We start from the raw sequence: 13,346 nt of genomic DNA, 5'->3' as shown, positions 1-13,346 counted from the left end.
GCGTCGATCAGAACGCGTGACGCATGCCCACGGTCACGGCCACCTGCGTGTCCGTCGACGACGGCGAGAGCGTGTTGATCATCGCGTGCGAGAGCACCGAGCCTTGCGGCGCGCCGTGCACGTTCTGATAGACGCCTTCGAGGTAGAAGTCGGTGCGCTTGCTGATGGCGTAGTCCGTCTGCAGCATCGCCGTGTTCCAGCCCGGGTTCGAGCCGTTATACGCGCCATGCGTGTACGTATAGGCCCCCGAAACCGTCCACGCCGGCGTGAGCGCGTACTTCACGTTGGCTTCGTAGTTGTCCAGACGCAGCGAGCCGGAGAGCGAGCCCGCCGAGGAATCGTTGGCGCCCAGATACGTGCCCGTGCCGAACGAGAACACACCTGCCGCGTTGTCGATCTGCGTGTGGCTCCACACGAGGCCCGCCGTGACCGGACCGTAGGTGTAGTTGCCGCCCAGCGACCAGACGCGCTGGCGTTGCGCGATGAAGTTCGCGCTCGTGTCGCCCGTGGTGACCGCGCCGCTGCCGTTGCCGGCGCCGTTGAGCTGCAGGTAGCCGGCAGCCAGGTTGACGGGGCCCTGCGCATACGAAAGCGCGAAGCCATAGGAACGGTTGTTCGCGAAGTCGCCTGCCTTGTTGCTGAACGAGTACATGGTCTCGGCCGTGAGACCGTACCACGTCGGGCTTGCGTACTTGACCGAGTTGTTGATGACGACCGAGTTAGCCGCGAGGTTGTCGTTCTCGAACGGATGCGCGGCGATATTGCCGCCCCACGTATTGGATTCCGCCGTGAGCGGACCGACGAGGTCGTTCATCACGTCGAACTGGCGACCAAACGTGAGCGTGCCGTATTTGTCGCTCTGCAGGCCGACCCACGCCTGCGAACCGAACATGTCGCCCGAGAACGCCTGCGCGCCGTTGTTGACGAGGAAACCCTGTTCGAGCTTGAAGACCGCATGGAGTCCGGCGCCGAGGTCTTCCGAGCCCTTGAGGCCGAACACCGTATTCTGCGTCGAGCTGGTGTTGAGCTGCCAGTTGCTGTGGCCCATCTGGTTGTTGGTGTAGACGATGCCGGTATCGATCAGGCCGTAGAGCGTCACGCTGCTTTGCGCATGCGCCGAGACGGCAAAGGCGCCGGTGATTGCGAGGGCGATTAACGATTTTTTCATGTTTTATGGCTCCGAGTGTGGGCGCTAGTGAATTGAATCGAATGCTCTTTGTGCGAAAAACCCATGCAGACGATTGAAGCACTTCGTCAACGCATCAATTTTTATCTATTGCGCTATTGGCAATTGATTATTGCGGACAGCGCAATGCCTGCCGCTTCCGCGGCTTATCAGGCAGAAACGTCACGCCTTGTGGGGTGAAATGACGATCAAGCGCATCATAAGGCGGCGAAAATAAAATTTGCGTTGAAATTGATGGCGGCGTTGCGCCGAAAGAACACATGGAGAAATGCGGTGCATTGCGCGCCCCAAGATCGCGCATGAAAATGCATTAATCGACGTTTTGGGGCAGATCGTAAAGAAAATGAAATGTTTTCAATTTGGCGAATTGAATTGCTATTTGGATGAGGAGTTGGCGAGGCGTGGTGGCGAGTCATCAGCGCCGATGCAACTGCGGCATAGAGCGGTGGAATCCGGTCCACGGCGGGCGGCCGTAGTGCGCGGCGCGCGGCGATTTATGTCACGCTTCTTTTAAGGCGTTGGCCTTAACTTGTTTTCGCGGCGGGCCGCAGGCGTTGCCCCTGTGCGGGGCGGCACCTACTTTTCTTTGCAGCCGCAAAGAAAAGTAGGCAAAAGAAAGCGGCTCACACCGCCAGTGTGACGCCGTCCCCCACTGCCCTTTTAATCGGAGCGGCTCCGGAGCATCCGTCGCCTCGCACACTCCGCCTGAGTGACAAGGGGCTCATCCTTCCCGCCACGCGCTACGCGCGGGCGGAAGGGTCTGCAAGGAAAACCACGCGGGCTGCCTGCGAATACGCTAAGTTATGCCAAGCAAATTTGCGATTGTGCAGGAATGGTTCTTGGCGAATATGCTGGAGTCCTACTGATATGCGAGAGTGCTTCCATTTGAAAACGTGGAGTTCTGTGAATACGTGTATATCCCACCGGTTTTGGTTATGCCCCACGGCGCGCGCAGCGCCGCCGGATGGATGAGTCCTTAGTCACTCCGGGTGACGACGAGTGGTGACAGACGCCCCGGAGCCGCTCCGATTAAAAGGGCAGTGGTGAACTGCGTCACACTGGCGGTTTGAGCGGCTTTCTTTTGCCTACTTTTCTTTGCCGCGGCAAAGAAAAGTAGGTGCCGCCCCGCACAGGGGCAACGCCTGCGGCCCGCCGCGAATACAAGTTAAGGCCAAAGCGCGCACCGAGCGCGCAATACCTCACAACACCGCCACCACCTTCACATCACTGCGATCCGCCGAGGCAATGACCTTGCCATCCACACGCCGAAACGTAAGCGTCACCGCCGCACTACCCACACGCAGATCTCCCACTTCGAGCCAATCAATGCCTTCGGGCAGCATGGGCTGCTCGACGCGCACTTCGTGCCGCGCAGCATCGATACTCACCCCCAAACACGCTTCGAGCATCATGAACGGCGACCCGGCAGCCCAGGCCTGCGGCAGGCAGGCCACCGGATACGCGGTAGGCGGCTCGCCCCGCCGGCGCGGGAAACCGCAAAACAGCTCCGGCAACCGCATATCGAAGGTAACGGCCGCTTCGAACAGCGCCTGCAACAGCCGCACGGCCGCCTCCTTGCGCCCATAACGCGCGAGCCCGCGCGCGCACAGCGCGTTATCGTGCGGCCACACCGAGCCATTGTGATAGGCCATCGGATTAAACCGCGCCTGGCCCGCCGCCAGCGTACGCACGCCCCACCCCGTATGAAACAACGCCGATTCAAGGACGCCGGCCACGGCACGCCCACGCTCGTACTCGGGCAAACCAAATGCAAGCAGATGCCCCGCATTCGACGCGAGCACGCGGCACAACTCGCCGTGGCCATCGAGTGCAATGCCGTAGAACTCGGACTCCGCCATCCAGTACTTGTCTTCCACGCAGCGGCGAATCTTCGCGGCGCGGCCCGCATAGCGCGCGGACTCCTCCACGAGACCGCGATGCGCGGCGAACTTTGACATCGTCTCGAACGCGGCGCTCGCGTAGGCCTGCACTTCGACAAGCGCGATCGGCCCGTCGGGAAAGTGCCCGTCCGCATGGAACACCGAGTCGTGGCTGTCCTTCCAGCCCTGGTTCGCGAGCCCGCCCTCCGACTCGCGCCGGTAATCGAGCAGCCCGAGCGGGTTGCGATCGCACACGCCCGCCACCCAGGCCGCGGCGCGTTCGAGCGCGGGCCAGAGCTCGTCGATCAACGCCATGTCGCCGGTGCGCTCCGCATAGGCGCCCGCCAGCACGACGAACAGCGGCGTGGAATCCACGCCGCCGTAGTAAAGCGCGAACGGCACTTCGCCGGTGGCCGCCATTTCGCTCTTGCGCATCTCGTGCATGATCTTGCCGACCGCCGCGTCGCGAAACGCCGAGTCCTCCTGCGCCTGGTGCGCCGCAAGGAAACGCAGCACGCCGCTCGCGAGCGCGGGTGTGAGCCACAGTGTCTGCAACGAGGTGATGATCGCGTCGCGGCCAAACGGCGTGGAGAACCACGGAATGCCCGCGTAGGGATACGGGCCCGTGGGCAGGTCCGTGGTCAGAAGGCCCAGGTCGGCGATCGAGCGGTTGATCCAGGCATTGAAGAGCGGATTGCTCGAGCGCACGTTTGCCGACGCGCGGCGGCGCTCGCGCATCACGATATGCGAGTCGACCAGCGCGGCGCGCACGGCCGCGCGGCCCACGCGCTGCTCCTTCGTGGGCGCGAGACAGTGTTCGGGCTGAATGATGCTCGCGCTCGGCGCATCGGGCGCGGCACCGGCCAGCGGCTCGACCTCGATGGCCACCGTGAGGTAGAGCGAGACGCAGGCCTGTGCGGGCAGCGCGACGGTAAAGTCGGCGCGGTCGGCAAAGAGCTTGTCCGGCGTGGGCGAGAACTCGATGCGCACGCGCCGCGCGACTTTGTCGAGGCCGATGTATTCGAGCCGCACTTCCCCATCTTCCACGCGCGGCGGCACGATCGTGCCCTGCCGCGCGCGCTTCAGGCCGCGCACTTCGAACATGTCGCGGAAGTCGCTCGCGAACGAGATCGAAAGCGGCACGACGGCTTCTTCGGTGCCGTAGTTCGTGAGCTCGATGGCCTCGGTCATCATCGTGCCCGAGAGCACGCGCTCGCGCTCCACGTGTATCACGCCCTCGGGCGTGGTCGTGCCGCCGAGCGGCGGCAGCGGGCGGTTGGTCAGATGCGCGGTGAATGCGGTGTTGTCGCTGCTCACGCTGCCCGAGAGCAGCGACGGCACACGGCCGCCGAAAGTGAGACGCAGCGAGGAGAGCACGCGCGTGTCGTTGACGAAGAGGCCGTCGTCGATGCCGGTGATGTCGCCGAGCGGGTCGTTGACGATAAAGGTGTCGCCCGACTTGAGCACGTGCTGGTCGGCGCTGGCGACCTCGGGCGTTTCGGGCGCGATAAATGCGCCATCGGTCTCGTGAGCGGGATGATCCACGCCGCCTGCGCGGGTGACGCCGCCGAGTGCTTCAGGATCCTGCATCGCATGCCTCCTCTTCGGTTCGCTTTCGCTCGATTGTAGTGGCTCGAGCGCAAATCATACGAGAGGTTTGTCCACGGCAGACGCAGCAGGTTCACACCGGTACGGTATAAAAAACGGGAGGGTACGCATTTTGGCGCACACCCTCCCGTCGAGCGCTGCGTGACGGGATCTACCGTCACGCAGTCTTCATCGCCGTTGCGGCGTTAAACAACGTCAACGCATCAGCGCGCCGAGATCGGCTTGGCTTCGCGAGCCGCTTCGCCAATGAAGAGCTGACGCGGACGGCCGATCTTCTGCTCGGGGTCGGCGATCATTTCGTTCCACTGCGCAATCCAGCCCACCGTGCGCGCCATCGCGAAGATGCAGGTGAACATCGAGGTCGGGATGCCCAGCGCGCGCTGCACGATGCCCGAGTAGAAGTCCACGTTCGGGTACAGCTTGCGCGACACGAAGTATTCGTCTTCCAGCGCAATCTTCTCGAGCGCCATCGCGAGCTTGAACAGCGGGTCGTCGTGCAGGCCGAGCTCGTTGAGCACTTCATAGCACGTTTCGCGCATGAGCTTCGCGCGCGGATCGTAGTTCTTGTAGACGCGGTGGCCGAAGCCCATCAGCTTCACGCCCGAGTTCTTGTCCTTCACCTGCTTGATGAACTCGGGGATGTTGTCGACCGAGCCGATCTCTTCGAGCATGTTCAGCGCGGCTTCGTTCGCGCCGCCGTGCGCCGGGCCCCACAGACACGCGATGCCGGCCGCGATACACGCGAACGGGTTTGCGCCCGACGAGCCCGCGAGGCGCACCGTCGAGGTCGAGGCGTTCTGCTCGTGGTCGGCGTGCAGAATCAGGATGCGGTCGAGCGCGCGCACGAGCACGTCGTTGACCTTGTACTCCTCGCTCGGCGTCGAGAACATCATCTGCATGAAGTTCGCGCTGTACGAGAGGTCGTTGCGCGGGTACACGAACGGCTGACCGATCGTGTACTTGTAGGCCATGGCGACGAGCGTCGGCAGCTTGGCGATCATGCGGATCGCGGACACTTCACGGTGTGTCGGATCGGTGATGTCGAGCGAGTCGTGATAGAACGCGGACAGCGCGCCGACCGCCGCCACCAGAATCGCCATCGGATGTGCGTCACGGCGGAACCCCCGGAAAAAGAAGTGCATCTGCTCATGAACCATCGTGTGGTTCGTGACCATCGAGACGAATTCGTCTTTCTGCTTCTGCGTCGGCAGCTCGCCCTTCAGGAGCAGGTAGCAGGTCTCGAGGAAGTCGGCGTTCTGCGCGAGGTTGTCGATCGGGTAGCCGCGGTAGAGCAGCTCGCCCTTGTCGCCATCGATATAGGTGATCGCCGAGTTGCACGCCGCCGTCGACATGAAGCCGGGGTCGTAGGTGAACATGCCGGTCTGGCCGTACAGCTTGCGGATGTCGATCACGTCCGGGCCCGTCGTGCCCTTGTAGACCGGCAGCTGGACGCCTTCGGCGTGGCCGGGGATCGTGAGTGTGGCGTGAGTCTTCGAATCGATCATGTCTTGTCCTTGCATTGAATTGCCTTCACCTCGCAAGAGCGGGAAGGCACGGTGTCGCTCGTCGCCCGATTTTCCGGGCCGGCTTCACTGCGACCACCTGACGCATTCTACGGCGCGACGCAGCATCGATTGATAGCGAACCCGGCAACAATGCCTCCTTCAGCTAGCAACATTGAATGCTTGCGGCACCCTTAACGCCGATTTCTGCAACAATATTTTGTCAGTGCAGTGCAACATGGACCCGTCCTGCTCTGACATACTGCTTGACATGCAACGACTTCCCCTGTCGACCAGAGCGGGGGCCTTCGTCAGGCCCCCGCTCTTGCATGTAGCGATATTGGCCCGCCTCCCTTGGCGGGCCTTTTTTCTAAGGCCGCACGCGCTGTACGCAAAACGTAAGGAATGAACAGATGAACATCTCGATCGACACCCTGTTCGCAGAAGACGAACTTGCAGAGGACGCCATCGTCACCGCGCTCAACCACCAGGACATCGTGGTTGCGCTCTCCGCAGCACTCGCGTCCGAGCGCGTGGCGGTCCTGCATATGCTCTACCCGCGCACCGACGCGCGCACGCACCGCAGCCTCGACGCGCTCGTCGACGCCCTGCACGGCCACGGCCTGCACCAGGTCGCGCGCCTCGTCTCGCAGGAAGCGCACTACCTCGTGTTCAAGGATCCGGTGAAGGCATGGAAGGCCTTCCACGAGATCCGCAACGACTCGCTCGCCATCGGCGTGCATCTCTACTACGCGGGCCTCGTAGGCGAAGCCGCCGAGCACAAGCTCGACGCGCACGCACACGGCCGCGACTAAGCGCAACCGATTCGGACTGCGATATTTCCGGATTCCTGCGAAAGCGGCCACCCTGGGTGGCCGCTTTGCGTTGGTCCGCTATTCGGGCGATTGCGGGCGCTTGCCGGCGCCCGCATAACCCAGCGGTGCGCCCATCGCGCCGCTCAATCGCAGGCGTCGAAGTCGGGCTGGCCGGCGGGCACGGCGCCCGCCGCTGCCGCGCCCGCGCCGCGCACGGCGCAGGTGAGCGGCTCGTCGGCCACGCGCACCGGCACGCCCAGCTCGGCGGCCAGGCACTGGTCGAGGCGGCCCAGCAGCGCGCCGCCGCCCGTGAGCACGATGCCGCTATCGGCGATATCGCTGGCCAGCTCGGGCGGCGCCTGCTCGAACACCTGGCGCACCACGCCGATCACCTGGCGCAGCGGCAAGGCGAGCGCATCGGCAATGTCCTCGCTCGTGATCTCGATGGTGCGCGGCAGGCCGTCCTCGAGGCTGCGGCCCGTCGCGCGCAGGCGCTCGATGGGCTCGCCGCGCAGCGCGCTGCCGATGATCTTCTTGACGTGCTCGGCGGTCTGCTCGCCGAGGATCACGCCGTAGAGGGCGCGCACGTGCTCGATGATGGCGCGGTCGAACTGGTCGCCGCCCACGCGCACCGAGCCGCTGACGGCCACGCCGCCCAGCGCGAGCACGCCCACTTCGGTCGTGCCGCCGCCGATGTCGACGACCATCGAGCCCGTGGCCGCGGCGACCGGCAGCCCCGCGCCCAGCGCCGAAGCCAGCGACTCGCCAATCAGGTTCACGCGCGCCGCACCGGCCGCGAACGCGGCATCGCGCAGCGCGCGCCGCTCCACGCGCGTGGCCGACCCCGGCACGCACAAGGTGAACGCCGAGCGGCGGCCGAAGCGGCGCTGCGGGCGCGCCATGGCGACGAAGCGGCGCATCATCTGCTCGGCGGCGGCAAAGTCGGCAATCACGCCGTGCACGAGCGGCTTCACGGTTTCGAGGTTCTGTGGCGCGCGTCCGAGGAGCGCCTTGGCCTGCGCGCCCACGGCGGCGACGGCCGATGCGCCGCCGCTGCCGGCGCCCGCGCCGCGCTCGCGGCAGACGACCGAGGGCTGATCGAGCAGGATGCCCCCTTGCGCTGTATAGATCAGCGTATTGGCGGTGCCGGGATCGATCGCCACGTCCTGGCGGGACCCCAAGTGCAGAAAATGCCGCGTGGCTCGGGCCATGTTGTCGTTATTCGTCGTTGCGTGTGGAGGGGGCCTACGGTGGGCCGCCCCGGAAATCGAGCCCGGTCGCAAACGTTTGAGCAACCGGGCGCCGGAGAGCCTTGACGGCCCACTGGCTTTGTTTACGGCGAAAGCCGGGCGAGACTTTAGCCGCGCCAAAAATAACCGGGCAGCTTAATCGCCAAGTGTGGAAAAAATAAGTCAGGCCGCCACGCCGCGCGCGCGGCCCCGGCGCTACCCCAGCGCCCGCACCAGCGCGTCGCGCCCGAGCATTGCGCCCTGCGCCGTGATCGTGTGGCCGACGCCCGGCAGCGCGAACGCCGCCACGGGGAACCCCGCGTCGCTGAACGCCGCGGCGGCCCGCTCGAGCTCCAGCACGGGAATCACCTCGTCGTCCTCGCCGTGCACGAGCGTGAGCGGCGTCAGGCTCTTCGCGACGACCGGCGTGACGAGGCGCCCGGCGTAGGCGACCACGGCCGCCGCGCCCTCGGACTGCGTCGCCACGTGATAGAGCGACATGATCGAGCCTTGCGAGAAACCCACCAGCGCGAGGCGGTCGAAACCGAGCCCCCAGTGCGCGAGCTCGTCGGCGAGGCGCTTTTCCAGCACCGGCGCCGCCGCGGCCACGCGCGCCGCGCGGTTCGTCTCGTTCACGTCGCGCAGCGTGAACCACTGGCGCCCGCCGAAGCCGCCGTCGAACGGCTCGTTGCCGTCGAGCGATGCGAAGGCGACGCCGGGCAGCGCGCCGCGCCAGGCGTCGGCGAGCGGCATCAGATCGCGCGCATTGCTCCCCACCCCGTGCAGCAGCACGACGAGCGCGCGCGCCGCGCCTTCGGCGGGCGCGAGGCGCCAGCCGCCATCGAATTGTGTCCAGCTCATTGTCTTGATCCCCTCTTGCCGTGTCTCCGACCCGCCAACCCGCGTAAAACGCGCATCATCCGCATGCAGCGCCGTGCGTCCGCCCGAAGCGGCAGGGCGCCGCGGCCCGCATGACAGCCGCAAGCATACGCTGCCCTTGCGACACGCGCATGCACGCCGGTAAAACGAAAAATCACGAAAAGGCATCGTAAGCGTTTAAGCGGCTCACGCCCCGCCGAAGCCCCTGCCGCGCCTGGGGGCGCTTTCACGCCCGCCCATGCCATTGCGCGATTGCAGGTATCCTTGCCGCAAATCCGGTCCGCCGCGCGGACCCTGCGCGTATCCTGCAGCCCCCGAATTTGCGGAGAAGAAGCTTGAGCCAGCCCACCTCACCCTCCTCGTCGTCTCCGCCACCCGCGCCACCGCCCCCGCTCGAAGGCGGCAAGCTGATCCTCGCGACCATCGCCGTGGCGCTGGCGACCTTCATGAACGTGCTGGACACCTCGATCGCCAACGTGGCCATCCCGACCATTTCGGGCGACCTCGGCGTTTCGGTCGATGAAGGCACGTGGGTCATCACGGTGTTCGCGGCCGCCAACGCGGTCTCCATCCCGCTCACGGGCTGGCTCACGCAGCGCTTCGGCCAGGTGCGCCTGTTCGTGGCGTCGATCCTCTCATTCGTGCTGGCCTCGTGGATGTGCGGTATCGCGCCGACCCTGCCGTTCCTGCTCATTGCGCGCGTGCTGCAAGGCGCCGTTGCCGGCCCGCTGATCCCGCTTTCGCAAGCCATCCTGCTGGGCTCGTGGCCGCGCGACAAGTCCGCCACCGCGCTCGCCTTCTGGGCCATGACCACCACGGTCGGCCCGATCGCGGGCCCGGCGCTGGGCGGCTGGATCACCGACAGCTACAACTGGTCGTGGATCTTCTACATCAACATTCCGGTGGGCCTGTTCGCGGGCTTCATCACCTGGAGCATCTACCGCAACCGCGAATCGCCCACGCGCAAGCCGCCCATCGACATCGTGGGCCTCGGGCTGCTCGTCGCCTGGGTGGCCTCGCTGCAGATCATGCTCGACAAGGGCAAGGATCTCGACTGGTTCAATTCGCCCGTGATCGTCACGCTCGGCGTGACCGCGCTCATCAGCTTCGCGTTCTTCCTCGTCTGGGAGCTGACCGAGGAGCATCCGATCGTGGACCTGCGGCTCTTCGCGCAGCGCAACTTCCTCGGCGGAACGATCGCGATTTCGGTGGCCTATGCCGTGTTCTTCGGCAATCTCGTGTTGCTGCCGCAGTGGATGCAGGAGTACCTCAACTACCGCTCGGTGGACGCGGGCCTCGTCACCGCGCCGCTCGGCATATTCGCCGTGATCCTCGCACCGGTGGTGGGCCGCATCCTGCCGCGCTCGGACGCGCGCGTCATCGCCACGCTCGCGTTCATCATGTTCGCGGTCGTGTTCTTCATGCGCTCGCGCTATGTGATCGAGATCGATACGTTCCATCTCGTCCTGCCCACGCTGCTGCAGGGCATCCCGATGGCGCTCTTCTTCGTGCCGCTCACCGCGATCATCCTCGCGGGCCAGCCGCCCGGCCGCATTCCCGCCGCCGCGGGGCTCTCGAATTTCGTGCGCGTGTTCTGCGGCGCCGTGGGCACGTCGATTGCGACCAATGCCTGGAACAACCGCACGATCCTCCATCACGCGCGCCTGACCGAGCAAGCCTCCATCTACAACCCGGTGTTCCAGCAGTCGATCGACCAGACCCAGCAGGTGCTGAACCTGAGCGAGCCCTCGGCGCGCGCGCTGTTCGATTTCCAGCTCACGACCCAGGCCGCGATGATGGGCCTGAACGATATCTTCTATATCTCGGCGATCATCTTCCTCGCGATCATTCCGCTCATCTGGATCACGAAGTCGACGCGAGGTCAGGGCGGAGGCGGCGCGGCGGGCGCGCATTGAGCACACTGGGCGCACCGCGGGCGCCGGTCGCGTGGCGAAGCGGCGGCCTGCGCTCCTCGCGTGACGAAGCGGCAGCCCGCGCTGCCGCCATGCCTGTGCCGCACTACGCGAAACGCTGCGGCAGATAAGGCCTGGGATCGGTGAATGGCGTCTCGCCCATGATCTGCTCGGCGACGAGCCGCCCCGTCACCGGGCCCAGCGTGAGCCCATGGTGGTTGTGGCCGAAAGCGAACCACAGCCCCGCATGGCGCGGCGCGGGCCCGAGCACGGGACGCATGTCCGGCGTGCACGGGCGCATGCCCATCCACGGCTTGTCGTCGAGCCGCTTGCCGAGCCCGAACACGGGCCGCGCCGCGCGCTCGGCCGCATCGAGCTGCGCGTAATTGGGCGGGCGCTCGCGCGTGGCCAACTCCACGCCGGTTGTCAGCCGCAGACCGCGGTTCATCGGCGCGACCACGTAGCCGCCCTCGATATCCACCACGGGACGCGTGAGCGGCGCGCCCGCCTCGCTCGCGTAGTGCATGTGATAGCCGCGTTTGGCCATCAGCGGCACGTGATAGCCGAGCGGCCCGGTCACGAGATCCGACCACGGCCCGAGCGCGACGACGGCAAGCTCCGCAGTCAGCGGCCCGTCCTCGGTGCGCACCTGCCAGCCGCTGCCCTCCTTGCGCAAGCTGAGCGCATCGCCCTTCGCGAACCGGCCGCCTTCGCGCAGGAACAACTGCGCGTAGCCCTTCACGAGCGCGCCGGGATCGGCCACGCTGGCCGGATCGGCCCAGTGAATCGCACCGGCATAGCCCTCCGATATCGACGCCTCCGCCGCGCGCAGCCCCGCCGCATCGAGGACATTCACGCGCAGGCCATGCTGCCCGGCCACGCGCAGCGCCTCCTCGCGCTCGCGCTCGAACTCCGCGGGCGAGCGGTAGGCCTCCAGCCAGCCGACCGGACGCACGAGCGCGCGCAGGTCCGTGCGTGCGTCGGGGTCCATGCCTGCGTCCGGGCGCGTGTCCGCGTAGGCGTCCATGCGTGCTTCCGAACGTGCCAGCAGCGCCTCGTGCTCGGCGACGCAGCGCCCGATGAGCGGCAGCATGTCGTGCGCCGCGCCCGCCAGCCGCGCCGGCGCCGACTCGCGCCAGAACGACGCGAGCCAGCGCGCATAGGCAGGCAGCGAGCGCAGGTCGTAGCGCAGCATCGTCGAGTCGTTGCGCATGAGCCGCAGCAGCGTGCGCCAGTCGCGTGGAAAGCCGTACGGCACCACCGACGACGCCTCGATCAGCCCCGCATTGCCAAAGCTCGTTTCCTCGCCCGGCGCGCGCCGGTCGACGAGCGTGACGCGCACGCCGCGCGCCTGCAAATGCAGCGCGACGCTCACGCCGACGATGCCCGCGCCGAGCACGATCGCGTCCTTGCTCATGCCATTCCTCTGGAGTCCATATGTGCGCCCCCGCTGCGCATCCCTGTCACTTCGCGACGATGTCGCGGCCGAAATACTTCATCGAAAGCTTCGTGAGCGTGCCGTCCTGGCGCAGCGAGTCGAGCGCCGCGACCACCTTGGCCTTGAGCGCCGGATCGTTCTTGCGCATGCCGAAGCCCGTGCCCTCGCCGAGCGTGGCCGGATCCTTGAGTGGCGCGCCCGCGAAATCGAAGTCCTTGCCTTGCGGCTTCGAAAGGAAGCCGTCGGTGGCAGTCTGCACTTCCTGGACCGCGCCGTCCAGACGGCCCGCGGCGAGGTCCGCGAAAATCTGGTCCTGATTTTCATACGTGACGATCGACACGCCCTGGGTCGCCCAGTGCTTGCGCACGTAGTCTTCCTGCGTCGATCCTTGCAGCACGCCGATCTGCTTGCCCTTCAGGCTCGCCGCCGTGGGCTGCAGCCCCGAGCCGCGCTTGGCGACCATCTGGATCGGCATCACGTAGACGGCCGGCGTGAAATCGATCTGCTGGCGACGCTTGTCGGTGATGTTCATCGCCGAGTTGATGACGTCGAACTTGCGCGCCTCGAGCGCCGCGATCAGGCCGTCGAAGCTGTTCTCCACCCACACGCACTTGACCTGCATGCGCTGGCACACGGCGTTGCCGATGTCGATGTCGAAACCCTGCAACTGGCCCGAGGGCGTCTTGCTCTCGAACGGCGGATAGGACGCCTCCACGCCGAAGCGCAAGGTCTGCTGCGTCTGCGCGTGCACCGCGTCCGCCGTCATGCCGAGTCCCGCGCCAAGCAGGCCGGCCAGGCCCGCAAGGCGGACCGCTCGCGCGTAGCGAATCATCTGTCTGTTCATCGTCGTCACCAATGTCTATAGGAGGAGTTCGGGCGGCGCCCTTCGCGTGTGT

11 protein-coding genes are annotated in these 13,346 nt (G+C 66.0%); 3 read left to right on the top strand and 8 right to left on the bottom strand.

Annotated elements, in window-relative coordinates:
* Positions 1-7: 7 nt before the first annotated feature.
* Entirely contained in the window at positions 8-1,168 is a 1,161-nt protein-coding gene (locus E1956_RS18095; RefSeq protein ID WP_134751578.1) for a porin, read from the bottom strand.
* Positions 1,169-1,231: 63 nt separating this feature from the next.
* On the opposite strand from E1956_RS18095, the gene E1956_RS47390 reads away from it, so the two are divergent.
* Entirely contained in the window at positions 1,232-1,366 is a 135-nt protein-coding gene (locus E1956_RS47390) for a hypothetical protein (protein ID WP_256377788.1), read from the top strand.
* 17 nt (positions 1,367-1,383) lie between these two features.
* Here E1956_RS47390 and E1956_RS18090 read toward each other — a convergent pair whose 3' ends face one another.
* The 3 genes from E1956_RS18090 to gltA all read right to left on the bottom strand — a co-directional run bounded on the left by E1956_RS18090 (position 1,384) and on the right by gltA (position 6,179).
* Positions 1,384-1,647 (bottom strand): hypothetical protein, encoded by a 264-nt coding sequence (locus E1956_RS18090; RefSeq protein WP_134751576.1) that lies wholly within the window; start codon positions 1,645-1,647, stop codon positions 1,384-1,386.
* A gap of 738 nt (positions 1,648-2,385) precedes the next feature.
* A complete protein-coding gene (locus E1956_RS18085; protein WP_134751574.1) occupies positions 2,386-4,656 on the bottom strand; it encodes an amylo-alpha-1,6-glucosidase in 2,271 nt (756 codons plus the stop codon).
* A 221-nt stretch (positions 4,657-4,877) separates the two neighbouring features.
* On the bottom strand, positions 4,878-6,179 hold the full coding sequence (gene gltA / locus E1956_RS18080) for a citrate synthase (protein WP_134751572.1): 1,302 nt from the start codon (positions 6,177-6,179) through the stop codon (positions 4,878-4,880).
* Positions 6,180-6,589: 410 nt separating this feature from the next.
* On the opposite strand from gltA, the gene E1956_RS18075 reads away from it, so the two are divergent.
* A complete protein-coding gene (locus tag E1956_RS18075; protein WP_028222029.1) occupies positions 6,590-6,991 on the top strand; it encodes a hypothetical protein in 402 nt (133 codons plus the stop codon).
* A 143-nt stretch (positions 6,992-7,134) separates the two neighbouring features.
* On the opposite strand, the gene mreB is transcribed toward E1956_RS18075, so the two are convergent.
* Positions 7,135-8,202 (bottom strand): rod shape-determining protein, encoded by a 1,068-nt coding sequence (gene mreB, locus E1956_RS18070; RefSeq protein WP_134751570.1) that lies wholly within the window; start codon positions 8,200-8,202, stop codon positions 7,135-7,137.
* A gap of 234 nt (positions 8,203-8,436) precedes the next feature.
* Positions 8,437-9,081, bottom strand: a complete 645-nt coding sequence (locus tag E1956_RS18065; protein WP_134751568.1) for an alpha/beta hydrolase — start codon at positions 9,079-9,081, stop codon at positions 8,437-8,439.
* A gap of 353 nt (positions 9,082-9,434) precedes the next feature.
* Between E1956_RS18065 and E1956_RS18060 the strand changes: the two genes are divergently transcribed.
* A complete protein-coding gene (locus E1956_RS18060) occupies positions 9,435-11,015 on the top strand; it encodes a DHA2 family efflux MFS transporter permease subunit (RefSeq protein ID WP_134751566.1) in 1,581 nt (526 codons plus the stop codon).
* A gap of 103 nt (positions 11,016-11,118) precedes the next feature.
* On the opposite strand, the gene E1956_RS18055 is transcribed toward E1956_RS18060, so the two are convergent.
* Together E1956_RS18055 and E1956_RS18050 are read right to left on the bottom strand one after the other, a co-directional pair.
* Positions 11,119-12,429, bottom strand: a complete 1,311-nt coding sequence (locus tag E1956_RS18055) for an NAD(P)/FAD-dependent oxidoreductase (RefSeq protein ID WP_134751564.1) — start codon at positions 12,427-12,429, stop codon at positions 11,119-11,121.
* A 46-nt stretch (positions 12,430-12,475) separates the two neighbouring features.
* On the bottom strand, positions 12,476-13,216 hold the full coding sequence (locus E1956_RS18050) for an ABC transporter substrate-binding protein (RefSeq protein ID WP_232071823.1): 741 nt from the start codon (positions 13,214-13,216) through the stop codon (positions 12,476-12,478).
* Between the last annotated feature and the right edge of the window lie 130 nt (positions 13,217-13,346).

The organism is Paraburkholderia pallida (assembly GCF_004524855.1).
Lineage (GTDB): Bacteria > Pseudomonadota > Gammaproteobacteria > Burkholderiales > Burkholderiaceae > Paraburkholderia > Paraburkholderia oxyphila.
Note: the sequence above shows the minus strand (reverse complement) of the source record. Positions and strands in the feature narration are given on the sequence as shown.

Excerpts from the sequence above, each read along its gene's own strand:
- E1956_RS18075 (WP_028222029.1), top strand. The coding sequence starts at position 6,590 with ATGAACATCTCGATCGACACCCTGTTCGCAGAAGACGAACTTGCAGAG.
- E1956_RS18095 (WP_134751578.1), bottom strand. The coding sequence starts at position 1,168 with ATGAAAAAATCGTTAATCGCCCTCGCAATCACCGGCGCCTTTGCCGTC.
- mreB (WP_134751570.1), bottom strand. The coding sequence starts at position 8,202 with ATGGCCCGAGCCACGCGGCATTTTCTGCACTTGGGGTCCCGCCAGGAC.
- E1956_RS18055 (WP_134751564.1), bottom strand. The coding sequence starts at position 12,429 with ATGAGCAAGGACGCGATCGTGCTCGGCGCGGGCATCGTCGGCGTGAGC.
- gltA (WP_134751572.1), bottom strand. The coding sequence starts at position 6,179 with ATGATCGATTCGAAGACTCACGCCACACTCACGATCCCCGGCCACGCC.
- E1956_RS47390 (WP_256377788.1), top strand. The coding sequence starts at position 1,232 with ATGCAGACGATTGAAGCACTTCGTCAACGCATCAATTTTTATCTATTG.
- E1956_RS18065 (WP_134751568.1), bottom strand. The coding sequence starts at position 9,081 with ATGAGCTGGACACAATTCGATGGCGGCTGGCGCCTCGCGCCCGCCGAA.
- E1956_RS18085 (WP_134751574.1), bottom strand. The coding sequence starts at position 4,656 with ATGCAGGATCCTGAAGCACTCGGCGGCGTCACCCGCGCAGGCGGCGTG.
- E1956_RS18050 (WP_232071823.1), bottom strand. The coding sequence starts at position 13,216 with ATGACGGCGGACGCGGTGCACGCGCAGACGCAGCAGACCTTGCGCTTC.